24 protein-coding genes are annotated in these 22754 nt (G+C 45.1%); 5 read left to right on the top strand and 19 right to left on the bottom strand.

The genetic code is table 11. The features are described from left to right. Nucleotides 1-20: 20 nt before the first annotated feature. The 19 genes from flhB to ACXAGP_RS11915 all read right to left on the bottom strand — a co-directional run bounded on the left by flhB (nucleotide 21) and on the right by ACXAGP_RS11915 (nucleotide 18663). Entirely contained in the window at nucleotides 21-1142 is a 1122-nt protein-coding gene (flhB, locus tag ACXAGP_RS12005) for a flagellar biosynthesis protein FlhB (RefSeq protein ID WP_475261647.1), read from the bottom strand. 15 nt (nucleotides 1143-1157) lie between these two features. After that, on the bottom strand, nucleotides 1158-1940 hold the full coding sequence (gene fliR / locus ACXAGP_RS12000) for a flagellar biosynthetic protein FliR (protein ID WP_475261646.1): 783 nt from the start codon (nucleotides 1938-1940) through the stop codon (nucleotides 1158-1160). A 4-nt stretch (nucleotides 1941-1944) separates the two neighbouring features. After that, the gene (gene fliQ, locus ACXAGP_RS11995; protein ID WP_229529433.1) at nucleotides 1945-2214 is read right to left on the bottom strand and encodes a flagellar biosynthesis protein FliQ; all 270 of its coding nucleotides are present in this window, start codon (nucleotides 2212-2214) and stop codon (nucleotides 1945-1947) included. Nucleotides 2215-2220: 6 nt separating this feature from the next. Then, a complete protein-coding gene (gene fliP / locus ACXAGP_RS11990) occupies nucleotides 2221-2928 on the bottom strand; it encodes a flagellar type III secretion system pore protein FliP (RefSeq protein WP_475262121.1) in 708 nt (235 codons plus the stop codon). A gap of 37 nt (nucleotides 2929-2965) precedes the next feature. Beyond that, nucleotides 2966-3349, bottom strand: a complete 384-nt coding sequence (gene fliO, locus ACXAGP_RS11985; RefSeq protein ID WP_475261645.1) for a flagellar biosynthetic protein FliO — start codon at nucleotides 3347-3349, stop codon at nucleotides 2966-2968. A gap of 43 nt (nucleotides 3350-3392) precedes the next feature. Beyond that, a complete protein-coding gene (fliN, locus tag ACXAGP_RS11980) occupies nucleotides 3393-3821 on the bottom strand; it encodes a flagellar motor switch protein FliN (RefSeq protein ID WP_475261643.1) in 429 nt (142 codons plus the stop codon). Between the two features lie 19 nt (nucleotides 3822-3840). After that, entirely contained in the window at nucleotides 3841-4905 is a 1065-nt protein-coding gene (fliM, locus tag ACXAGP_RS11975; RefSeq protein ID WP_475261642.1) for a flagellar motor switch protein FliM, read from the bottom strand. A gap of 33 nt (nucleotides 4906-4938) precedes the next feature. Next, nucleotides 4939-5475 (bottom strand): flagellar basal body-associated protein FliL, encoded by a 537-nt coding sequence (gene fliL / locus ACXAGP_RS11970; RefSeq protein WP_475261641.1) that lies wholly within the window; start codon nucleotides 5473-5475, stop codon nucleotides 4939-4941. Nucleotides 5476-5561: 86 nt separating this feature from the next. Further along, nucleotides 5562-7559, bottom strand: a complete 1998-nt coding sequence (locus tag ACXAGP_RS11965; protein ID WP_475261639.1) for a flagellar hook-length control protein FliK — start codon at nucleotides 7557-7559, stop codon at nucleotides 5562-5564. A gap of 138 nt (nucleotides 7560-7697) precedes the next feature. Next, complete coding sequence (gene fliJ, locus ACXAGP_RS11960; RefSeq protein WP_475261638.1) at nucleotides 7698-8138, bottom strand: flagellar export protein FliJ; 441 nt, start codon at nucleotides 8136-8138, stop codon at nucleotides 7698-7700. Then, nucleotides 8138-9475, bottom strand: a complete 1338-nt coding sequence (fliI, locus tag ACXAGP_RS11955) for a flagellar protein export ATPase FliI (RefSeq protein WP_475261636.1) — start codon at nucleotides 9473-9475, stop codon at nucleotides 8138-8140. Before fliI ends, fliJ begins: the two co-directional genes overlap by 1 nt. Nucleotides 9476-9496: 21 nt before the next feature. Next, nucleotides 9497-10276, bottom strand: a complete 780-nt coding sequence (gene fliH, locus ACXAGP_RS11950; protein WP_475261634.1) for a flagellar assembly protein FliH — start codon at nucleotides 10274-10276, stop codon at nucleotides 9497-9499. 20 nt (nucleotides 10277-10296) lie between these two features. Then, nucleotides 10297-11328, bottom strand: coding sequence for a flagellar motor switch protein FliG (gene fliG / locus ACXAGP_RS11945; protein WP_475261632.1), 1032 nt, complete (start codon nucleotides 11326-11328; stop codon nucleotides 10297-10299). A 3-nt stretch (nucleotides 11329-11331) separates the two neighbouring features. Beyond that, nucleotides 11332-13023 (bottom strand): flagellar basal-body MS-ring/collar protein FliF, encoded by a 1692-nt coding sequence (gene fliF / locus ACXAGP_RS11940; RefSeq protein WP_475261630.1) that lies wholly within the window; start codon nucleotides 13021-13023, stop codon nucleotides 11332-11334. A 14-nt stretch (nucleotides 13024-13037) separates the two neighbouring features. Next, nucleotides 13038-13364, bottom strand: a complete 327-nt coding sequence (gene fliE, locus ACXAGP_RS11935) for a flagellar hook-basal body complex protein FliE (protein ID WP_475261628.1) — start codon at nucleotides 13362-13364, stop codon at nucleotides 13038-13040. A gap of 192 nt (nucleotides 13365-13556) precedes the next feature. After that, on the bottom strand, nucleotides 13557-14903 hold the full coding sequence (locus ACXAGP_RS11930; RefSeq protein ID WP_475261627.1) for a sigma-54-dependent transcriptional regulator: 1347 nt from the start codon (nucleotides 14901-14903) through the stop codon (nucleotides 13557-13559). After that, nucleotides 14900-15943: a sensor histidine kinase gene (locus ACXAGP_RS11925; protein WP_475261625.1), complete on the bottom strand. Its 1044-nt coding sequence runs from the start codon at nucleotides 15941-15943 to the stop codon at nucleotides 14900-14902. The genes ACXAGP_RS11930 and ACXAGP_RS11925 overlap by 4 nt, the downstream gene beginning before the upstream one ends. Nucleotides 15944-16183: 240 nt before the next feature. Then, entirely contained in the window at nucleotides 16184-17632 is a 1449-nt protein-coding gene (locus tag ACXAGP_RS11920) for a sigma-54 dependent transcriptional regulator (RefSeq protein ID WP_475261623.1), read from the bottom strand. 227 nt (nucleotides 17633-17859) lie between these two features. Next, on the bottom strand, nucleotides 17860-18663 hold the full coding sequence (locus tag ACXAGP_RS11915; protein WP_338293845.1) for a flagellin N-terminal helical domain-containing protein: 804 nt from the start codon (nucleotides 18661-18663) through the stop codon (nucleotides 17860-17862). A 391-nt stretch (nucleotides 18664-19054) separates the two neighbouring features. Between ACXAGP_RS11915 and ACXAGP_RS11910 the strand changes: the two genes are divergently transcribed. The 5 genes from ACXAGP_RS11910 to wecB are packed head-to-tail and all read left to right on the top strand — an operon-like array spanning nucleotide 19055 to nucleotide 22747. Then, nucleotides 19055-19303, top strand: a complete 249-nt coding sequence (locus ACXAGP_RS11910; RefSeq protein ID WP_475261621.1) for a hypothetical protein — start codon at nucleotides 19055-19057, stop codon at nucleotides 19301-19303. Nucleotides 19304-19352: 49 nt separating this feature from the next. Then, entirely contained in the window at nucleotides 19353-19964 is a 612-nt protein-coding gene (locus tag ACXAGP_RS11905; protein ID WP_475261620.1) for a Gfo/Idh/MocA family oxidoreductase, read from the top strand. Beyond that, nucleotides 19961-20539 (top strand): acyltransferase, encoded by a 579-nt coding sequence (locus ACXAGP_RS11900; protein WP_475261618.1) that lies wholly within the window; start codon nucleotides 19961-19963, stop codon nucleotides 20537-20539. The genes ACXAGP_RS11905 and ACXAGP_RS11900 overlap by 4 nt, the downstream gene beginning before the upstream one ends. Continuing rightward, complete coding sequence (locus tag ACXAGP_RS11895; RefSeq protein ID WP_475261617.1) at nucleotides 20540-21661, top strand: DegT/DnrJ/EryC1/StrS family aminotransferase; 1122 nt, start codon at nucleotides 20540-20542, stop codon at nucleotides 21659-21661. A gap of 15 nt (nucleotides 21662-21676) precedes the next feature. Then, a complete protein-coding gene (wecB, locus tag ACXAGP_RS11890; RefSeq protein ID WP_475261616.1) occupies nucleotides 21677-22747 on the top strand; it encodes a non-hydrolyzing UDP-N-acetylglucosamine 2-epimerase in 1071 nt (356 codons plus the stop codon). Nucleotides 22748-22754: the final 7 nt, after the last annotated feature.

Genomic DNA, 22754 nt, shown 5'->3' with positions numbered 1-22754 from the left:
CACTAAACCGCAAAAAACGCTTAGTGGCGTAACTCTGGGGGTATAGGTAAGTCTTTAGCCAGCGGCTTAGGACGATGTCCGCGGCCCGTTTTAAACCGTTTTAATTGGTAGACGTAAGCCAACACTTGCGCCACGGCCTGGAATAGTTTTTCCGGGATCTCTTCATCGATTTCCGTTGTATAGTAAATTGCACGGGTTAAGGCTGGAGAAGCCAACAAAGGCACATCATTACCTTCAGCAATTTTTCGGATGTGCATGGCTAATTCATCTGCCCCTTTCGCCACAACATAGGGGGCGCGATTTCCCTCCTGATCGTATTTGAGGGCTACTGAATAGTGAGTCGGGTTGGTCACCACGACGTCGGCTTTAGGTACTTCCTGCATCATTCTTCTGGCAGCGGCCTGATATTGCAAGCGTCTAATCCGCCCTTTAACCTGCGGGTCACCTTCAGCATTTTTGCGTTCGTCCTTAACCTCTTGCTTACTCATTTTCATTTGCTCATTGTGAGTATAACTTTGGTAGGGAATATCAATAGCGGCGATAGGAATAAGGGCACAGCAGATAATAATAAAAGTCCAGCCAATCAGCTCCATGGCGTGAAACAGACTGCCAGGAAAAAGCTCCTGATCCAGGTGCAAGGCTTCTTCCATGTAAAAAGCCAACATAAAATAAGTGACTACCGCAACTATGCCGAATTTCGCAATCGCCTTGAGTAGCTCAACTAAACCATTCATGCCGAACATACGTTTCAGGCCATTAATTGGACTCAAATTAGATGCTCTGAAACTAGCGGTATACCAGGTAAAATTAAAACCGCCCATCGCAATACTGCCATAAATTCCGGCAGCAGACACAATAAGTAAAAAAGTCAGCATGGGTACTGAAATGATTCCCATCACCCAATCTAATGAAGTTAACATATGAGTATAATCCCAGGCCTCGTCATGACTGAGATCGAAAAAGCGGCGCATTACGGTAAGCATCATATTACCGAGACTTGCCGCCAATAAATATAGCGTAACGGCGCTAAAGATAAGCACCAGAACCGTCGACAATTCCCGACTTCGGGCTATCTGTCCTTTCTTGCGCGAATCTGCTGTTCGTTTCGCTGTGGGGTCTTCCGTCTTTTCTTCATCAGCCATTGCACTTGCTCGTGTTTAACCTGGACAGATATTTAACAAATTACACATCAACAGTTGCGCACGATGCCACTGCTGTCCGAAGTGATTGGTAAAGTTATCCATTATCAACCACATGATGGTAAGGCCGCCAATCTGTGCGAATGAAAATCCGATAGTAAATATATTCAATTGAGGGGCCGCTTTGGTCATCACGCCAAAAGCCAGATTGATAATCAGCAATGAAACAATAGGTGCCAAAGTTAAGGTTAACGCAGCAATAAACATCCAGGCACTCCAATTAACGATGGACATAAATTGCTCTGCCGTCCACCAAGCTTCGCCAATGGGAAAAGCTTGAAAACTCATGACTATCATTTGGATCATATTCAAATGGCCGTCGAAAGCTAAAAACAACAAAGTGGCTAAAATCAGATAAAACTGACCTACTGCAGGTACATTGATGCCGTTTACAGGGTCAACAATTGACGCAAAGCCCAAGCCAGTCTGCATCGCTATAACTTGCCCCGCGAGGACAAAAGTTTCCAGCACTAATGTAGAAATAAAACCGATAGAAAGCCCAATGATCACCTGTTGCACGCCCATGACGAAGGTCTCAACCGAAATCGGATCTTTAACTGGCACGGCGGGTACTAAGGGCATAGTCATAATTGCAAGAGTGAAAGCCAACATCACTCGTATTGGAGTGGGTAATGTTTTGGCACTCATCACCACCATTGACCCCAGTAAACCACTGATCCGCATAAAAGGTAGTGCGTAATCCACTATCGCCTGAAGGATTTCGGCTTCTGAGAAGTTCATGGAACTATCCCACCACCTCCGGAATTCGAGCGACTATCTCAAAAGTGAAATCCATCAACTTGTTTACCAGCCAATGCCCTCCCCAGCTCAGCGCTAATAACGTCACTAATAACCTTGGTAAAAAGTTTATGGTTTGCTCGTTTATGGAAGTGGCAGCCTGAAAGACTGCCACACACAACCCTACAATCATGCTAGGTACAATGATGGCAGACACCAATAAGATGACCATGAACAAAGCATCATTCAAAATATCAACAAAGACTTCTGGACTCATACTTCACTACCCCATGCCATAACTATTGACTAAGGTGCCAAACACCAGATTCCAACCATCCACCAGTACAAATAGCATAAGCTTGAAAGGCAGAGATACAATCATGGGAGACAACATCATCATCCCCATAGCCATCAAAATGGAGGCTACTACCAGGTCCAATATCAAGAAGGGAATAAACAGCATAAATCCAATTTGAAACGCGGTTTTCAGCTCACTGGTAATAAACGCAGGAATCAATACTGTCATAGGTACTTCCTCGGGTTTAGTCACCGTATCTTCCAGTTTCGCCATTTCCACAAAAGTTTGTAAATCCTTAATTCGCGTTTGCGAAAGCATAAAAGCACGAATGGGGATGATAGCCTCATCAATAGCCGCTCTGGCCGTCATCTCCTCCTTCAGATAAGGCTGTAACGCCTTATCGTTCATTTCCTCAAAAACCGGGGCCATAATAAACATGGTGAGGAACAGTGTCAGACCAATCAATATCTGATTAGAAGGCGATTGCTGCAAACCAATGGCTTGTCGAAGAATTGACATCACTACGATTATTCGAGTGAAAGAAGTCATCATGATCAGAAACGCCGGCAGCAAAGTCAACGCGGTCATGATCCCCAGAACTTGCAAGGTCATAGTGTAATCTTGCGTTCCATCTGGATTGGTGGTTACCGTTAGTGCCTGGATGCCGGGATTCGCCAGAGCCGTGTCGGGCATCCATAGCACCAGAAAAATAGCGAAAAAAGTAGCTATTCTAATCATCATTTTTGCCTTGGATTTTTTTGTGTTGTTGTAGTATTCCTGCAAAGGTTTGCTTAAGTGAATCTTCTTTGCGTGCAAGCTCTATAGGCTGCTCCAGTTTTGCGAGGTGATTGATATTGTGTGCCGTCACCCCCACCAAATGCTGCTCTTCGCCAACCTGGATAACTGCGATACGCTCTCGGGTTCCCACCATCATACTGGCCACCGTTTTAATCTGCCCGCCTGATGTTTGCAAACCAGAAAACCGTCGCATAATGTAAGCCAGTAGCAATATTACGCCAATCACCAGCAATAGCGAAAATGCTACAGACACCCAAGAAGAAAGCGGCGTTGATATTTGACTATCTTCAGCAAAAGAGGAAGGGGAGGCTGCCAACAAGATACTGAAGAGCAGCCATACTAACGTCGGAAATAGATTTTTATTTGAGTTTTTTGATACGTTCGATTTGACTAATAACATCCGTTAAGCGGATCCCGAATTTGTCATTAACTACAACCACCTCTCCATGGGCGATCAAAGTTCCGTTCACTAATACGTCTAAAGGCTCACCCGCTACGCGATCTAGCTCTACTACTGATCCTTGGTTCAATTGCAGCAGATTTCTGATACTGATAAGGCTTCGCCCAACTTCCATGGATATAGTGACAGGAATATCGAGAATTGTATCTAGTTTTTTCTCTTCTTCACCAGAAACACCGCCCGATTCTGAGAATTCGTCTAGTTCTGCAACCTCAACACCAGACATGCCTGAGGCAGCATCGCCAGATAGCGTATCTTCAGATTCTGATTCGGCTTGCTCGGCCATTGCCGCAGCCCAATCGTCCATTGCATCATCTTCACCACTCATCTTCTTTTCCTCTTAATCTCTACAATACTAAATCATCTTCAAGGGTTTGCAGTTCCGCATCAGAATCGATACGACGCCCACCTTTGGTCAGCAGGTGTAACTGCGACTTCACTGAAACAGGTCTTGGTATTCTTTCAACAATCTGCAGCGCAATATTCTCTCTTGAGCGCCCCAACTTGCTACGGAAGGTAGGCAATCCTTCAATTAGCACAGTAATATACTCGGGCATATCAATGGGGATCACATCCCCCGCTTTCATCTTAACAATGGCCTCAAGCGGCAGCTCTAAATCCAACATGTGGGTTGTCAGTGCCACGTTAACATCGAGAATTTCATCCCGCAGCGCTTTACTCCAACGCAGATCGGTATCTTCTTTATCGCTCTGTACACCCGCATCCAGCAATTCCCGGATAGGCTCCAACATGGAGTAAGGTAAAGCCACGTGAAAATCACCACCACCACCATCTAGTTCAATGTGAAAGGAGCTGATCACCACCACTTCTGTGGGACTCACAATGTTTGCCATGGCCGGGTTAACTTCTGAATCGAGATATTCAAAAGACACGTCCATAACCGGACCCCATGCCTCTTTATAATCCTCAAAGATGATCTTAAGTAGCATCTGTATAATACGACGCTCAGTGGGGGTGAACTCACGCCCTTCGATTTTCGCATGATACCGCCCATCACCACCAAAAAAGTTATCTACCAGGATAAACACTAAGCGAGCTTCCATGGTGATCAAACCCGTTCCCTTGAGTGGACGAAATCTCACCATATTCAAGCTAGTCGGCACGAACAAGGTGTGAATGTACTCACCAAACTTGATCATTTGAATGCCGTTAATAGACACTTCTGCGGAACGACGCATCATATTAAACAGGCTAACCCGCATGTGTCTGGCAAAGCGTTCATTTACCATTTCCAGGGTGGGCATCCGACCACGAACAATCCTATCCTGAGACGAAAAGTCGTACTCCATCGCCGAAGAGGAAACGTCGGACTCTTCGATATCCTCCTCTTCAACTTCGTCGACCCCATGTAAGAGGGCATCAATTTCGTCTTGTGATAATAAATCGCTCACCTGCTCAGCCTCTATATTTAGTTAATCTATAGCCTATTGCATAACAAAACCGGTAAATAACACTTGCTCGATGACTGGATTACCGGCAATTTCCTGCATCGCTTTTTGCACTTCACGCAAAGACTGTTCTTTCATGGCAATTTTGCCCGCCTCTGTCACCAGGTCATCAGCATTGGAACTACTGAACACTCTCAGCAATGTCCCTTCGATCATCGGAATGTGCATCTTGGTAGTTTCTTCTGCGTCGGTCCCACGTACCATCAACTGCACCTTGATCTGTACCAGCCTGTCACGGCCTGAACCCGGCACATTGAAAACAAATGGTCTGGGCATGGCAACATACAATGCTGTTCCAACATTTGTGGAACCTATACCTGTACCTGCAGTAGGCGCTTGCTCCACAACCTGTTCAGTTTCCAGTTCATCCAATTCAGATTCATCACTGCTGCCACCTAACAAAAAGAAAGCCGCTACGGCACCGATTATTACGACAACTGCAGCAATGATGATGATCATCATTTTACCCTTTTTAGGGGCACCTTCTTCCATTTGTAATTCTTGTTCAGCCATTTTTTTGCTTCTCTGCTAATTAACTCTCTTTATTATGGATAACAGTGCCTCAATAAGGCAATGATCTTTGCGCATCTATCAGTGATTTAAGCAAAAAAATCGATACCTTCTGGCTCATCCAGTCCAACGGTTCTGGTTTGAGAAGAAGATTCAGCCTCTATATCTTCCATCGCCTCTTGTCCCTTTCCTGAGGCAAAGTTCTGTCCATCACCTTCACCTTTTTGGCCTTGTTGCTCTTCGCGCACCGAAGATTGGCCTAATTCAATCCCCTGTTGCTCCAGCAACTCTTTCAATCTAGGCTGATTGTGTTCCAGTGCTTCACGGGCCGCTTGAGATTGCACCACCATACTGACTGAAGCGGTGTCACCTTGCATACTAATTTTTATTTGCATCTGTCCCAGGTCAGGCGGATCTAAGCGAATATCAGCCACCATATTTTTCTGATTCAGCATCACCTGAACCTTATTCGCCAACTCTTGTGCAGCTTCAGGTTTTTGAATGTTTACCGCCTTGTCAAAAGCGCTGTTTTGCAAATTCTGTTGCTGGGTTTTCTGCGCCTCTAATTGCGCGGTATTATTGTCTCTGGCAGTCAAACTACTATTGAAGCTACTGAGTAAAGTCTCACGAGCAGCACTATCCATACCGCTGGAGGCGTGAGCCACATTAACGATTTGTTGCAATGCGCTTTTAACTTGCTGTTCAAGTGCAGCGCTTTCTACAGAAGCAGAATCAGCGACCATTCCTTCTGTGACAATTTTACTGATATTAATGCCTGGCTCATGGCCAGATTTTAATTGTTCTTTGAACTCAGCACTGACATTTTTCAAGCTCTCAATAAACTTCTTACCTGCCGCCGTTTGACCAACTTCTGAGGATTCAAGTCGTCGAGTTAAACTATCTATAGCGGCTATTTTACCGTCGGTTGTCTCGGTAGCATTGTCTAAATCATTGAGCAATTGAGTGAGATTGAGTTGTTCTGGTTTGACTTGTGTATCGCTGACAGTGTTATCCGCTGCGGTATTAGCAGCAGATTTGCCAGGGTCTTGTTGCATTCCAACGCCTGCAGCTTCGTCCTCAGATAAGGCTTCACCTTCCGATAACGCTTCACCATTCACGGTCTCTTCAACATTCAGCGTTTCAGTTACTGCATCAGTAAACTGTGCATATTCAGCTTCAGCGCCGTCATTGTTGTCATCTTGCTCGGCGTTTTCAGCTGTGTTGTCATTCAATAAATCTGCGAGTGTTTGCTCTTGCTCAGAGCCATCAGATGTTTCTGAATCCTGTGCGGATAAAATTTCTTCATTGCCCGCAGCTTGCTCCGCTTGTCCGTTGTTTTGCTCGCTTAACTGTATTAGCAAGGAAACATCATGGGGATGAGGATCTTCAACTTTTAAAATATCAGACATCATTTGTTTTAATGCGGCATCATCGTGCAGCAGTTGCTGAATTTCTTCATCAGACAATCCGTTAACGGCCTTGTCCACCGATTTCATCTGGTGAGCGTTTAAGGCATGCCCGGAATTCAACAACTTTTCTCGTAATTGTTGCTTCCAATCCTGGATAGAAGAGGCAGTAACCACTTCAGGTTCTGGTTCAGCGGGAATTTCAGCGCTTTTTTCAGATGAATCTTCTATAACAGTATCCGCAACCAGAACTGGCGATTCTGTGGAAGGATCTTCTACGACAGCCGCATCCGTTTCAGCATCAGGTTTGATAGCTTCACCATTAAGCTTTTGTATAATGCTAACCCATTCTTCATGAAGCTCTCCCTCTTCGCTCTGCCCATCTTGGGATTGGCCATCTTGCGCTATTGACTCTTCAGAGCCAGGTTTTTCGAGCTTGAATTCTGATTCTTGTGTCTTTAATGAAGGCTTTTCACTCTCAGAAACAGTGTCTTTCGCGGTATTTTTCAGATCGCCATGACCTCGGTAGCTCTGTTCACTTTTTGCAGAATCAGCACCTTCGCTGCTACCTATCATAAACTTGGCAAACTCATCACCTGTCCCGGATGCTTCTGCATCGACATCTCCAGGAAAGAGTTTCTGAGCGGCAATATCATTGTTGGAAGCGGCAACTTGTTGCATATTTGTTCACCTGATTCTGCCAGAAATCCCGCATTTGCACGGTAATAACGGTTTTAAAGCGTCAAATTTCTGTTAGTTGTTTCGTTACCAGGTAGGAAAGCATAAATCAGGCCAACTGTTTTTAATCAGTATTTAAAACTAGCGTTTTGAGGCTCTGAGGAACTTTTGCAGGGCAAACTCGTCCATCATATTTTGTTCATGACGGTCCAGACGAGCTTGCTTTTCAGCATTTTTCTTATCCAGCAACATTTCTACGGCTTTGCGCTTCTTTTGCTGTTCCAGCCATTGCTGTTTTCGCTGCTCAGCAGCATTACTGGCATCTTGAATGATCTGTTGTTGTTGCGCGCAGGCTTTGTCTAATTTGCTGATGAATGATTGATGATGGGAAAACGCCAGCGCCTCAAAGCCGTTCGCCCCTTTCTCCTGCATTTTTTTGAAATAGTCGAGGCGATATTGCATCAAGCCATCAAGACGCTCCTGGTTTTGCCGAACATAGGCTTGCGCTTGCTGGAAATCAGAAGCGGCTTTTTCTTCTTTTTCGGCTTCCCATCTGGCCACCATTTGCAGTTGTCTGGTCATTATGCACTACCACCAAACTTCTGCAGTAGTTGCACCATCCCCCCCAAACTCTCATCGTAAGGAATAATGTCTTTCATGCCTTGTTGCAGGAAATTATTGATCATCGGTTCAGCTTTGATAGCCATATCGATTCGCGGATCGGTACCTCGATTATAAGCCCCAATACTAATGAGATCTTTGTTCTGTTGATAAATGGAATAAATCTGTCTGATGCGTCGCGCCGATTGCAAATGTTCATCGCTTACCACTTGTGGCATCACACGACTGATAGACGCTTCCACATCAATAGCGGGGTAATGCCCGGCATCTGCCAGTGAGCGAGAAAGTACAATGTGCCCATCAAGAATGGCTCTGGCTGCATCGGCAATCGGATCTTGCAGATCATCACCTTCCGTGAGCACAGTGTAAAAGCCCGTTATAGAGCCTTGGTTCTCGGCGCCATTACCCGCTCTTTCTACCAAGGCCGGTAAACGCGCAAATACTGAGGGTGGGTAACCCTTGGTAGCAGGGGGTTCTCCCACCGCCAGTGCAATTTCACGCTGGGCCATGGCATAGCGCGTTAGCGAGTCAATTAACAACAGTACATTCATGCCCTGATCGCGAAAATATTCCGCAATACTAACTGCGGTCTCACAACCTTTAAGACGCATGAGCGGAGAGGTATCAGCAGGTGCCGCAACCACTACAGACTTGTGTCGCTCTTCCTCACCCAAGATATCGTGAATAAATTCTTTTACTTCTCGGCCCCGTTCGCCTACCAGTCCCACCACCACAACATCTGCAGTGGTACCTCTGGTCATCATACCCATCAGGACACTTTTACCCACACCACTGCCCGCAAACAAGCCCATGCGTTGCCCGGTGCCAACAGTAATCATGGAATTAATAGAACGCACGCCCACGTCCATAGGCTGTTTAATAGGTTTGCGAATAAGTGGATTCATTGGGGGGCGAGTAAAAGGAACATATTCCGTGGTTTTTAATGCACCAAGACCATCTATTGGATTACCATTGCCATCGACAACTCGCCCCAGCAGGCCCATTCCCACAGCAATACCTTGTTGTCGTGTGAGGGGCTGAACGCGTGAACCGGGTACAATGCCTTTTACTGCTTCAGTTGGCATGAGGTAGGTAACATTGTCGCCAAAGCCAACCACTTCTGCTTCAATTTCACCATCGATGGTTTGCACCAAACATTGGCTACCAACAGGCAACTGGCATCCCACCGCTTCCAGCGTCAGGCCAATACCACGCACAAGTTTTCCGGCTGCCACTGTAGCTGGTTGCGGAATTTGCCCTTGTAAATCTTTTATTTTACTGAGAATGCGTTCAGTCATTATAGCGTTTCGATGAGGTTATCAGGCTTCACGTTCACGCAAGCCTTGCTCCAATAAAAACTTATCCAGGCTTTCTCGCACTCGTCGCTCAATAGAGACATCCACGGCATTGGAATCGGTAACGATTTCGCAGCCACCGCGAGATTGCCCGACACTTTCCGCCAATATCCAATTGTGTTGTTGAATCTCTTCTTCGGAAAAGTGTTGTTTTACTAACGTCAAATCTTCCGGGTGTAAGTTTATTTGATAACCATTTTCGCGAATGGGCAGTACTTTCAGCCCCGACTTAAGCGCTTCAAAAATGATATTTTCATTGAGCTGTACTTCGGTGCGGATCACGGAACGAGCTAGCGCCACAGCCAGCTGAGTTAACTCTTTTTCTAACTCCGCTTCCACCAGCGTCAAGGGCTCTTGCAGTGACTCATTTAGTGATTGCCAGGCCTGCATCTGCTGCTGAATAATTTCTCGCCCTTCCTGTAGTCCTTCATTCAGGCCTTGCTCATAGCCTTTTTTTTGTCCTTCTTCGGTACCTTTTTCCAGCCCTTCTTCATAACCTTTCAACTGGCCTTCATCGAGCCCTTGTAAAAAGCCTTCTTCATAGGCTGCTTTGCGAATGGCCTCAATTTCTTCTGCAGTCGGCGGCAGGATTTCTTCTTCTTCCTCAGGAGGTTCCCATTTCCAGTCCGAGGTTTTGTTAAGCGCATTACTCTCGCTTTTGAATTTAGACTTTTTGTCCTCGACATAAGGTATCTCAAAGGACTTGAATTCCTCATTTTGTTCGTCGTTAACAAAATCAACCATTTCACACTACCACTAATTGATTACAGGAATTCTTCGCCGCCACCGCCGCCAAGCATAATTTCACCGGCATCAGCCAGACGTCGAGCCACAGAGAGAATTTCTTTCTGCGCGGTTTCCACTTCACTGATACGCACAGGTCCCAAGGCTTCCAAATCATCCAATAACATTTCTGCCGCACGTTTCGACATGTTTTTGGCAATCTTGTCGCGCAATCCTTCATCGGCACCTTTAATGGCTTTGATAAGTACGTCTTGCTGTACTTCACGAAGAATCGCCTGAATCGCTCTGTCATCTACATCCGCCAGGTTATCAAAGACAAACATCAAGTCCTGAATCTGCTGACTCATCTCTTCGTCTTGCTCACGGATGGCATCCATCAACTGGCCTTCGATGTTGGTATCCAGATAGTTCATGATATCGGCAGCTGATTTCAAGCCGCCCATCTTGGCAGCTTGTGTACCCGCTTGACCCGCGAACTGTTTCTCCATGATTTCGTTCAATTCTTGCAGTGCTGCTGGCTGTACTTCTTCCAGGTTAGCAATACGCATCATCAAATCGAGGCGTACCTTCTCAGGGAACTGTGACATGATTTCCGCAGATTGCTCGGGATCCAGATAAGCCAATACAATGGTTTGAATCTGCGGGTGTTCGTTGCGGATTATACCGGCAACCTGTTTAGAATCCATCCACTTCAAGGAATCCAGACCTTTGGCACCGCCACCCACCAGTATCTGATCGATAAGGTTCGCGGCCTTGTCTTCACCCAAGGCTGCGGTTAAGGCTTTCTTCACAAAGTCATGGCTGTGGAAACCGATAGTACTGAAGTTCTGGATCTCTTCGATAAAATGCTTGTGCACCGCAGTGATCTTACCCTGCGTCATGTCATCCATGGAGGCCATGGCCTGACCCAGCTTTTGGACCTGCTTAGGCTCCATGTGTTTCAGAATTTGCGCAGCGTCTTCCTCGGAGAGACTGAGTAGCAAAATTGCTGCCTTCTCAACCCCTTCCAGTTTACCTACGTCGTAGCCAATTTCTTCTGCTTCTTCAGCCATAACTTATTCGTCCAGCATCAACCAGCTGCGCACCACCTGCGCAGACAGTTCAGGTTCATTTGCCACCAGAGCACGTACTGCTTTGAGCACATCTTCATCTTTATGCAGGTCTGGCAACATCAACGATCCATCCGCTGCGAAGCCTACTGCATCTTCATCAAACTCTTGAGTTAACATAGTGATGGTTTCATCACCCAAGTCAAGACTTTGATCCACATTGAACTCATCTTGTTCTGAGGTATCTTCTGGGTAAATCAGACGTTTCAGCATCGGACGCACAATCGCCAGAATCAGAACAATTATAATCAGACCACCCATCACCAGCTTCAGCGCACGCATGGCCCAAGGCTGTTCCCAAAGTGGAACTTCTTTTTCAAGACCAGTATCAATGCGGCTAAACGGAATAGTCACTACTTCCAGAGAGTCACCACGCGTCACGTCAAAGCCAATACCACCTTGCAACAAACGACGCAAATTCAACAATTCTTGTTGTGTACGCGGCTCAGTTGTCTCATTCCCGTCTGCATCTGTGCTGCTTTTATAATCCACAGCCACCGAAACACTTAAACGACGGATAACACCGGTTTGCTGTTTGGTATGGCTAATAGTGGTATCCAATTCAAAGTTACGAGTCGCCTCTTTGTGAGTTCTACCCGGAGACGTTCGCGTAGAGTTTGCGCCTGCGTTGTTTTGCGGAATATTAGCATCCAAAGGCGGTTGGTTTGTCAGTGCACCAGGTACACCGGCAATCATACTGCCGACACTGTTTTCTTCTACGGTCATTTCACTGCGCACTGCAGGTAGATCAGGGTTATAGCGTTTTTGTGTTTGTTCAGTAGAGGTAAAATCCATACTGACATCCACTTGCGAGGTATAGTTGCCCAAGCCTAATACCGGGATCAAGATAGAATCAATTTTGCCTTGGTATTCTGCTTCACGCTGCTTAACGATTTCGAATTCTTTTCTTGAGCGCGCTGAGATTGAGTCTTGAGAGCCAGAATTCAACAGGCGTCCGTTACTGTCTGTCACAGTAACTCTGTCCGGGTCAATGGTTTCAACCGCTGAAGCAACCATATCTACTATCGCGTCCACTTCTTCACTATTTAACACCGCGCCGCGGCGCATGGTAATAACCACTGTAGCACTACCACGAGACATTTTGCGGGCAAATACGTTTTCGCGTGGCATCGCCAGCAATACTTTGGCTTTACTGACATTAGACATGTCTTCAATTGTGCGTGCAATCTGTTGCTCACGGGCATGCTTTAAGCGCTCTTTCTCTACTCGCTGACTGACACCAAAGCCCATGTCTTGCATGATGATATCGGTACCAGAATCAGGCGCTTGTGCTAAACCCTGACGCGCCAATGAGAGCTTTATCGCTTCATATTGGTCTTCGGGCACTAAAATCGTATTGCCTTCCAACTCATAAGGGATTTGCGCAACATCCAGATGATCCAGTGTTTGAATGAGTTCATCGGTGGGTAATTTAGCAAGCGGTCTGTAATCGGGTTCTTGTGCCCAAATGACGATAAAAATTGCGATAGCTACACAAATTACCAAGGCTACAACAAGGATAATTTGACGCAGCATATCAACACTGCCCAAAGCATCCATAAAGCCGGATTTTTGTTCTGCGGATTCCAGGTCAAGATTATCGCCCGGAACAGTTAAGTCTGTGGTTGCGTCAGCCATTTCTTATTGCTCCGTTATACAGGCATTTGCATGATTTGTTTGTAGGCTTCCATTACTTTATTGCGCACCTGTAAGGTGGCTTCAAAAGCAATGCCCGCCTTCTCTTTGGCTACCATCACGTCAGCCAGGCTTAAATTGGGGTCACCCATTTCAAAGCGATTAGTTAATTCTCTACCGTGTAGCTGCATATCATTCACGCCATTGATGGCGGAACTGAGCATATCAGCAAAGTTTTCACGGGAAGGATTTGTTTGCAATTCAACAGAGGGCGTAAGCTCAGTTTTAGTTTGAGCCGCCAACATTTGCATTTCTCTGTATAAGGAATCTGCTTTGATATCCATCACTTTCTCCAGGATTCTGTCATTTTTTGACAATGTACCCTGTTAAAGCAATGATGATGCCAAAGTTTAAATGCACATATTTATCAATAACTTAAGCGGGGTTCTTTAGTATTTTGACAGGCACTTGAACACGCGTCAGCATCGGTGACAATTTCTTGTCACCGATGTTATGCAACGAGAGAAGGTGTTTTATCAAGCAGGCAGATCGATGCCCATCTCCCGCATTTTAGCCAACTTATAACGCAGGGTTCTGGGACTGATACCAAGTTTTTCGGCGACATCCTTGCGTTTACCATTGCAGGAAATCAACATTTCTAAAATGATTTGATTTTCCTGCTGTTTTAATTCTTGCCCTAATAAATCGGTGTTTTGTGACTCCGGTGGAACTTGTTCTTCTATTTCATTGACTGGAACGTGACAATCCAGCATTAACTCCTGTTCCGATATCTCGTTGCTATCACATAAAATCAATGCGCGCTGGATGACGTTTTCCAGCTCCCGCACATTGCCAGGCCACTTGTACTGCAATAGTTTTTGCTTGGCGGAAAAGCTAATGTCCGGAATGCGGTAGCCTTGTCGCAGGGCATGACGCTCAACCAGGTGCTCCGCCAACGGTACAATATCACCCACTCGCTCTCCTAAAGGCAGCCAGTGCAGTGGAAACACGTTCAATCGGTAATACAAATCTTCCCGGAATTGCCCCTCCTGAACCGCCTGCATCAGGTCTCGGTTACTGGTAGCAATGATGCGGACATCCAACTTAATGGTTTTGCGGCTACCGAGACGTTCTACTTCGCGCTCTTGCAACACTCGCAACAATTTCGCCTGTAGACCTAAATCCATCTCAGTCACTTCGTCCAGCATAATAGTGCCTTGCTGGGCTTGTTCGAATTTTCCTATTGAGGTTTGTAAAGCACCGGTAAATGCGCCTTTTTCATAACCGAACAAGGTGGCTTCCAACATATTTTCAGGTATAGCGGCACAGTTGATGGCCACAAATGGTCCATCTGCGCGACTACTCTGTTCGTGAATGTAGCGACCCAATACTTCTTTACCTGAGCCACTGGGTCCCAACACCATGACTGTGGCGTCGGTTTTGGCAACCCTTTGGGCCAACTGTAAGAGCCGTTTACTGGACTCATCCCCGACTATTGGTCTAAAACTATCACTTGATTGCACAGGTGCATATCTTGCAATCAGATTCAGCAGCACATCGGGCTCGAATGGCTTGGCAATATAATCGGTGGCACCAGTTTGCATTGCAGTAACGGCGTCATCAATTTGGGCATAAGCCGTCATCAAAATCACGGGTAAATTGGGGAACTTGTTGCGCACCACTTTAAGCAACTGGATACCAGTCATGCCGGACATTTGAATATCGCTAACGATCAGATCGACTTTGACTTCATTGATACGTGATATCGCTGACTCCGCGCAATCACAAACCACGACCTTGTAGCCACCTAATTCCAACGTGTCGTAAAGGGCTTCTCTCAGGCCGTGATCATCTTCCACCAGCATTACACATTTCTGATTCATGCACGCTCTCCCTCAGTTTGTACTTTGGCTTGTTTGGCCCTTTCTTTAAATTCTACTTTTCTGTGATGTTGTGAAAACTCGCCTTGTGGAAAGAACAAGGTGAATTTAGCGCCGCCATTGCTCTGATTTTCAACAGTAACGCGCCCTTGATGGCTGGACATAACAGACCTGACGACTGAAAGCCCAAGACCCGTGCCTTGTGCTCTTGTAGTAAAAAACGGTTCGAATATTTGTTTTATTTGTTGTTTTGGAATGCCAGGTCCATTGTCAGAAATCGACAATTGCATACCTTGCCTGCAATTATCCAATTGCAGTTCAATCTGGCTGGAGCCTACGGAGATAGCATTTTGCAGCAGATTATTAATCGCACCGCAAATCGCAGTTCGATTACCTTTCAGCTCTGAGTTTTTGCTCAGGTTTTGAAACTCTATCCTGATTGAATGCGATACGGTTTCTCGTATGTCATCCACTAAAGTTTCTACCAGGCTCGCCAGATGAATGTCTTCAATAATTTCTTGCTTGCCACTTTTGGCAAACAACAACATGTCATTGATCTGACTTTCAAGACCTTTGAGTTGACCAACTAATTTGTCGCTGAAGCGCTGTTGTTGCACTGCAGATATCCCGCTAGCTTGAATATTCCTTGCATAAAGTAAGGCGGCAGACAAAGGGGTCCGTAATTGATGTGCCAATGAAGCCACCATTTTCCCCAGTGCACTCAGGCGCTGCAGATGACTCACTTTTGCCTGTAACGTGCGAGTTTGGGTAAGATCGGTCAAATGGATGAGTTGCCCGGGAACATCGGGGACTTTGGAAATGGCAAATTTAACTTTCCGACCATTGACCAGCGACACCTCTAAGCCATCGTCTTTTTGCGGTTCAAATGAGGTTTCAACAACGTTGCGCCAAAGGCAGCCTTCAATATCTCGTTGAAACAGGGCTTTTGCTGATCTATTGGCAAGCTCTACCAAGCCCAAACGATTAACAAACAAAATGCCCGCAGGTACAGCGTTAAACGCCAGACGCATTTCATCAGACAAATACCGTTCTGAGGAAAGTGATTTTGTAAATTGAGGTAACGCAGTAAATTTGGACTGGAGTCCACTGCTCACCCTAATGTTTTGTACCTGCATGTCAAAAAAAAGTCATTAATACTAATGAAGCTTTAAATGCACAAGCTGTGCCAACAGGTTAATTATAATATTATCAATAGGTTAAGTGTGATACTTGGTGTGTAAGACTTTCAATTCTTGAGTCAATAGTTTGTCAGAAGCTTTTGCTTATAGTTCTTTGGCAATATTGTATTTGCGCATTTTCTCAACGAGTGTCGTGCGTCGCATTCCTAAGAACTCAGCCGAGCGTGCCACCACCCAATCATGTTGATCCAGAGCTTGGGTGATCATGTTCACTTCAAGATCTGACAGGTACTCTTTGAGGTTAACCCCTTCTGCAGGCAGATCCGGATCAACAAATTTTGCGTGTTCCGCCACCGCCGATGAGTCATCTTCATCATAATCATCGCTGTCATCACTGAACAAGCTATTTAACGCTTCTCTTTCCAGCAGTTCTTCCGGGTATTCCGGATTGAAATCGTCAACGGAAACATGTTGATACTTGATAGGTAAATCGGGTACATCCACCACTTGATTTGGGCATAATATAGTAAGACGCTCCACCAGATTGGATAGTTCTCTGACGTTGCCTGCCCACTTGTGTTCCATCAGAGATGCCAACGCCTCTTCAGTGAACTTTATGCTTTTGCTGGACTCGTTTTCGAAGCGAGATACCAATTCCTGCATCAACAGCGGAATATCTTCCTTGCGCTCTCTTAATGCCGGACTATCTATTGGAAAAACATTTAGACGATAGAATAAATCTTCGCGGAACTTACCCTCGGCAATCATATCTTCCAGATTTCGATGAGTTGCAGCAATAATACGTACATTACAAGGAATTGGCTTAGTCCCGCCCACGCGCTCATATGTGCGCTCTTGTAATACCCTCAGCAATTTAACCTGCATCTGCAAAGGCATGTCACCAATCTCGTCCAGGAATAATGTACCGCCTTCGGCAAGTTCAAAACGCCCTTTTCGAGAACTTACGGCGCCGGTAAATGCGCCTTTTTCATGACCGAACAACTCACTTTCAAGCAGTTCTCCGGGGATAGCACCACAATTCACCGGGATAAAGGGACCGTCTTTGCGCTGAGACAGAAAATGCACATTGCGGGCAACCACTTCTTTCCCCGTTCCTGACTCGCCTAAAACCAGAACGTTGGCGTCGGTAGGCGCCACTTGCTCAATCATGCGGCGCACATTTTGTATTTCCTGACTTTTCCCCACAAGACTGCGGAATAACTTGGTTTTTTGGGTGCTTTTACTCTGCCCAGGTTTACGACGAATGTATTCCTGGCAGCGATGCATCAACTTAGTAAGCACTGGATAGGTAATAGGCTCTTCCAGCAAGCCCATCACATTAGGAATAGAAACCAGTTGTTCAGAGTTTCCGACAGCAACAAAAGGAAATGCGGGGAATTTTTCAATAACATCGGATGCGAGCTCTGGTTCATCACCGTCAATCAAAACAGCATCCAATGCTGCCTCACGCTTGAGGGTTTCAATAGCCTGCTCGAAACTGGCAGTCTCGGGCTGATCACCTAAGAAACTGATCACGGTGGAAAGGTTGTTACGTCTGGACTCTTGGGAACTTATAACCAGAATGCGACTCATTGAAAATCCGTAATACCGAAAATGTTATTATTGCTTTTTGCCTAGTTTGCTTCTGATTGCGAAGAGTTTCAAGTAAGTAGATGAAATATCTACATTAAAGCTTGTTAAATAGGCACAAATGTCTGAAAAGCATACTTTTTGTATTCAATGAGGGCTATAAGACTTAAGTATTAAAAAAGGCGCATTAAGCGCCTTTTAAATTATTTCGGTTAATAATCAAACCAATTCTAACTAAGTAAGGACAATACCTGACTCTGTTGCTGGTTAGATTGAGCCTGCACTGCGATATTGGCCTGGCTCAATACCTGACTTGCCGCCAAATCCGATGTCGTTTGCGCAAAATCCGTATCCTGAATTCGGCTCCGCGCAGCAGCTTCGTTTTCCGCTTGCGTGGTCAACTGGCGCGCAGTGCTCTCAAAGCGATTTTGCACCGCACCAAATTCGGCTCTGTTACTGCCAACGGTCTCGATAGCAGAATCTGCCGAGTCCAGCGCCGTTTGTGCTCCCGCAGCAGTGCTGATATCTGCATTCAGAATGTCGTTTAATGCCGTGGGCAAGTCTCGGGTGTTGACTCCTATACTTTGCCCTGCATTCGCACCAGACTGAAAATTAATAGTGCTATCCGAAGTAAACAGGCTGTTGCCATTGAAATTGGTGTTTTCCAATGTATCTCGAATATTGTCTTGTAACTGCGTTACTTCTTGCTGCAAAGCACTTCGGTCTGCATCCGTTAACAAGCCATTGCCAGCTTGAATGGACAATTCGCGGATGCGATTGACATCATCAGTCACACCTGACAGCGCAGCATCCCCAATTTGTGCTAAAGAAATACCGTCGTAGACATTATTTAATGCCTGTTGATTACCACCTATTTGACTGGACAGTCGATCGATTATTTGCTGAGCGGCAGCACCGTCTGCAGCACTATTGACCTTCTTACCACTAGCCAAACGTTCTAAAAGATTATTTTGACGTTCCTGCACCTGCTGTAAAAGCGAGTTGCCGGAATTATTTGAGACTATGCCTACCATACATACCTCCTATACCTCAGTTACTAGCATAGCAGAATATGTACATTTGTTAACCTCCTTTTTTGTGAACCATTTATCACTAAAGTGATATCTAAAGTGCCACAAATATTCTAATCCACAATAGTCCACCAACAAAACTCGAACCACCTATTCTTTTTCATTAGCTCAATTGGAATCGACAGACGTTGGGCAACAGTCCGACCTCAACGTAAGTTGATAATGGGGTTGTTCTTGGGTCCAATATAAATAACAATCCTCGAGACGCTATAGCAAAAGTCACGGAGAAGGTGTTGATATTGCAAATTTATAACTATCCCATTTCAATTTATGGGCAAATTGTCGATAAAGAAGATGGAATACCTAATAAAGAATACTGAACGATGAGGTTGGAATGAAAAAGTTTGCATTAATTGGTGCCGCAGGGTACGTCGCTCCTCGGCACATGAAAGCCATAAGAGATACCGGAAATCAAATGGTTGCATGTCTGGACCCCAATGATAGTGTCGGTGTCATTGACTCTTATTTCCCTGACACCAGCTTTTTCACCGAATTCGAACGTTTTGATAGACACATCGACAAACGCAGGCGAAGCAACGATTCCGTAGATCTAATATCGATTTGGTCTGCGTGCAAACTGTGACGTTATCTGCGAAAAACCTTTGGTGCTAAATCCTTGGAATATCGATGCCTTGCGGGAAATAGAAAAAGAAACAGGCAAAAGGGTCAGTACCATACTGCAGTTGCGCTTACATCCAAGCGTTATTGCATTGAAGAAAAAATTGGAAAACAGCAAACAAACGAAAAAATTGGATGTTGACTTAACCTACATAACCTCACGAGGGCAGTGGTATCAGCAGTCCTGGAAAGGAGATATTAAAAAATCAGGAGGCATTGCTACCAATATTGGTGTGCACTTTTTCGATCTACTTCATCACCTGTTTGGAAGCGTTCAAGATTGCCAACTTCACATGTCAACGCCCAGCACAGCAGCGGGTTTTCTGGAATTTGAATTGGCAAGAGTACGATGGTTTTTATCAATTGATGTCACTTCTCTGCCAGCGGATATTAGGTTAAAAGGACAAAGGACCTATAGAAGTTTAAAACTGAATAACGAAGAGTTCGAATTTTCAGGTGGCTTTACTGATCTTCACACTGAGAGTTATAAGAACATTCTCGAAGGGAAAGGGTTTACTCTGGAAGATAATAGAGTTGCAATCGAAACTGTCGCTCAAATTCGCAACCTGCAATGTACTGGCAAGCGTCAACTTTCACACCCTTTTGCTGAAAGTAGCTACTTATGAGTTTTAACTATCATCCAAGCGCAATTATCGACGACGGAGCTATCGTAGGAAACGGAACCAGGATTTGGCATTGGACACACATTTGTGCGACTGCACAAATTGGTGAGAACTGCAGCCTTGGTCAAAATGTTTATATAGGGCCTAACGTCGTTATCGGAGACAATGTGAAAATCCAGAACAATGTTTCTGTCTACGAGGGAGTGACTCTTGAAAACGACGTGTTTTGTGGCCCTTCTATGGTTTTTACTAATGTTTATAACCCTCGTTCGAGTGTAGAGAGAAAAACCGAGTTTAAAAAAACGCTTGTTAAAAAGGGAGCAACACTAGGAGCAAACTGCACAATTGTGTGTGGTAATGAGATTGGCAGTAATGCCTTTGTCGGAGCCGGCTCGGTAGTTAATAGTTCAATTAAAAACAATGCGCTTGTTGTCGGTGTTCCCGGAAAACAAATAGGCTGGATGACAGATTATGGTCATCGAATTCCTCTTCCAAATAATGGTGAAGGTCGATACACCTGCCCTGAAACAAGTACCGTATATATTCTAAAAAATGAGCAACTCTTTAAGGCAAGATAAATGCAGTTCTTCGATTTAATAGCCCAGGACGAACCTGTCAGGGAAAATATTGAACTCGGCATAAATTCCGTTCTGAAACACGGACAATTTATTATGGGTCCCGAAGTCTCTGAACTCGAATCTAAGCTTTGCGAATATACCAAGAGCAAGCACTGTATAACTTGTGCAAACGGTACAGACGCATTACAGCTCGCATTACTTGCTGCCGGGGTTGGCAAAGGGGACATTGTATTTACCACCGCATTCTCTTTTTTTGCGACTGCTGAAGCAATTGCTTCCGTGCAGGCCACCCCCTACTTTGTCGATATTGACGAAACCCAATTGAACTTATCTTCGATATCACTTGTGGCCGCGATAGAAGATTCAAAAGCGAAACAATTGGGCAACCCAAAAGCGATAATTTCGGTAGATATCTTTGGTTTACCTGCAAACTATCCGGAGCTACAAGAAGTTTGCCAGGCTTACGACTTGCTCTTAATAGCTGACGGAGCGCAAAGCTTTGGGTCCGAAATTAGAAATGTTAAAACGACCGCAATGGCTACTGTAGCGACAACGAGTTTTTTCCCTGCTAAACCACTAGGTTGTTACGGAGACGGTGGTGCTGTTTTTACCAATGACGATCATATTGCAACGATGCTGCGCTCATTGAGGGTTCACGGTAAAGGGAAGAACAAATATCACAATGTTAGAATAGGGATGAATAGTAGACTCGATACGCTACAAGCTGCTGTGCTGTTAGAAAAGCTCCCCATACTAGAGCACCAGATATTAACCAGAGATAACATTATTCAGAGATACAAAGAAGCACTTGCCGATAACTATGAATTTCAGGTAGCACCGACTGGATACAAAAGTGCACATGCGCAATGCTCATTGAGAAATAAAACCGTGCCTCGAGAAGTTGTACTGGATGCATTAGAGCGCGCTAATATCCCATACCAGATATATTACCCGCAGCCGCTTAATGCAACAGCACCAATGAAGAACTTTCCTTCAGATGGATGCACGGTAGCGACAGATGTCTGCACAAAGATATTTAGTATTCCTTGCCATGTCAGTCTGCAAGATGCAGATGTCGAAAAAATAATCCGTGTATTATCTGAAGTAAACGATAATAACTAAGGGAATATTCGCAGTATGAAAGTAGTGTCTATTGTTGGTGCCCGTCCCCAATTTATTAAACTGGCTATGGTATCCAATGCCTTTAGAAAGTTTAGATCCGATATAGAAGAACTCATTGTTCATACTGGACAGCATTTTGACAAAAATATGAGCCAGGTATTTTTCGCTCAAATGGGCATCCCTGAGCCACACTTTAATCTCAATATAGGCGGTGGCACTCACGGTCAAAATACAGGTAGGATGCTAGAAGTTGTAGAATCTAAATTGATTCACATTAAACCTGATTGGGTAGTAGTATATGGTGATACCGACTCCACACTGGCAGGCGCTCTCGCAGCGGCAAAACTGCACATTCCTGTCGCCCATGTAGAATCAGGTCTTCGTTCATACAATAAGCACATGCCAGAAGAGTTAAATCGCATTTTAACAGATAACTTAAGTTCCACACTTTTTTGCCCTTCACAGACAGCCATGGAGAATTTACAACGGGAATCATTAGATAGAACCGCGAAAGTGGTATTCTCAGGTGATGTAATGTTTGATGCAATAAAACATTACACTCCTATGAGCCAAAAACCACCTAAAATTGCTGCGGATTCTCCCTTTATACTAGTAACCTGTCATCGCGCTGAAAATACAGATAACCCGAAAAACTTACTGAGTATTTTTGAAGCTCTTACCGAGCTGGCCAGAGACCACGAGATTATCTTTCCTGTTCACCCACGAACCCAAAAGGCGCTAAAAGCACAAGGATTAGACTCAAAGGTTTCTGGACTCCAGGTTCTTGCTCCTGCAAGTTACTTCGAAATGCTATGGTTGTTACAAAACTGTAGTATTGTGTTAACCGACAGTGGTGGACTGCAAAAGGAGGCCTACTTTTTAGATAAGCCTTGCGTCACATTAAGAGAACAGACCGAATGGATGGAACTTCTGCAAACTGAAACACACGTCTTGAGCGGGGCAAATACAGCCAAAATATTAAGCAAAACCAGGCACTTGATGAACGATTCAGGAAAGCGCCGTATACAATCCGCCCTGTACGGCTTTGGAGATGCGAGCGAGATTATTGCGAAATCAATCGAATAAGACAATG

The sequence above is a fragment of the Planctobacterium sp. AWM4_229 genome (assembly GCF_056160305.1).
Note: the sequence above shows the minus strand (reverse complement) of the source record. Positions and strands in the feature narration are given on the sequence as shown.

Bases quoted from the DNA above. Each gene is read 5' to 3' on its own strand.
- fliR (WP_475261646.1), bottom strand. From the start codon at position 1,940: ATGAACTTCTCAGAAGCCGAAATCCTTCAGGCGATAGTGGATTACGCA.
- ACXAGP_RS11915 (WP_338293845.1), bottom strand. From the start codon at position 18,663: ATGGTAGGCATAGTCTCAAATAATTCCGGCAACTCGCTTTTACAGCAG.
- ACXAGP_RS11900 (WP_475261618.1), top strand. From the start codon at position 19,961: ATGAGTTTTAACTATCATCCAAGCGCAATTATCGACGACGGAGCTATC.
- ACXAGP_RS11965 (WP_475261639.1), bottom strand. From the start codon at position 7,559: ATGCAACAAGTTGCCGCTTCCAACAATGATATTGCCGCTCAGAAACTC.
- ACXAGP_RS11920 (WP_475261623.1), bottom strand. From the start codon at position 17,632: ATGAGTCGCATTCTGGTTATAAGTTCCCAAGAGTCCAGACGTAACAAC.
- flhB (WP_475261647.1), bottom strand. From the start codon at position 1,142: ATGGCTGATGAAGAAAAGACGGAAGACCCCACAGCGAAACGAACAGCA.
- ACXAGP_RS11930 (WP_475261627.1), bottom strand. From the start codon at position 14,903: ATGAATCAGAAATGTGTAATGCTGGTGGAAGATGATCACGGCCTGAGA.
- wecB (WP_475261616.1), top strand. From the start codon at position 21,677: ATGAAAGTAGTGTCTATTGTTGGTGCCCGTCCCCAATTTATTAAACTG.
- ACXAGP_RS11895 (WP_475261617.1), top strand. From the start codon at position 20,540: ATGCAGTTCTTCGATTTAATAGCCCAGGACGAACCTGTCAGGGAAAAT.
- fliQ (WP_229529433.1), bottom strand. From the start codon at position 2,214: ATGAGTCCAGAAGTCTTTGTTGATATTTTGAATGATGCTTTGTTCATG.
- fliN (WP_475261643.1), bottom strand. From the start codon at position 3,821: ATGAGTGGTGAAGATGATGCAATGGACGATTGGGCTGCGGCAATGGCC.
- fliJ (WP_475261638.1), bottom strand. From the start codon at position 8,138: ATGACCAGACAACTGCAAATGGTGGCCAGATGGGAAGCCGAAAAAGAA.
- fliH (WP_475261634.1), bottom strand. From the start codon at position 10,276: ATGGTTGATTTTGTTAACGACGAACAAAATGAGGAATTCAAGTCCTTT.
- fliL (WP_475261641.1), bottom strand. From the start codon at position 5,475: ATGGCTGAACAAGAATTACAAATGGAAGAAGGTGCCCCTAAAAAGGGT.
- fliG (WP_475261632.1), bottom strand. From the start codon at position 11,328: ATGGCTGAAGAAGCAGAAGAAATTGGCTACGACGTAGGTAAACTGGAA.
- ACXAGP_RS11910 (WP_475261621.1), top strand. From the start codon at position 19,055: ATGAAAAAGTTTGCATTAATTGGTGCCGCAGGGTACGTCGCTCCTCGG.
- fliF (WP_475261630.1), bottom strand. From the start codon at position 13,023: ATGGCTGACGCAACCACAGACTTAACTGTTCCGGGCGATAATCTTGAC.
- fliP (WP_475262121.1), bottom strand. From the start codon at position 2,928: ATGCCCGACACGGCTCTGGCGAATCCCGGCATCCAGGCACTAACGGTA.
- fliE (WP_475261628.1), bottom strand. From the start codon at position 13,364: ATGGATATCAAAGCAGATTCCTTATACAGAGAAATGCAAATGTTGGCG.
- fliI (WP_475261636.1), bottom strand. From the start codon at position 9,475: ATGACTGAACGCATTCTCAGTAAAATAAAAGATTTACAAGGGCAAATT.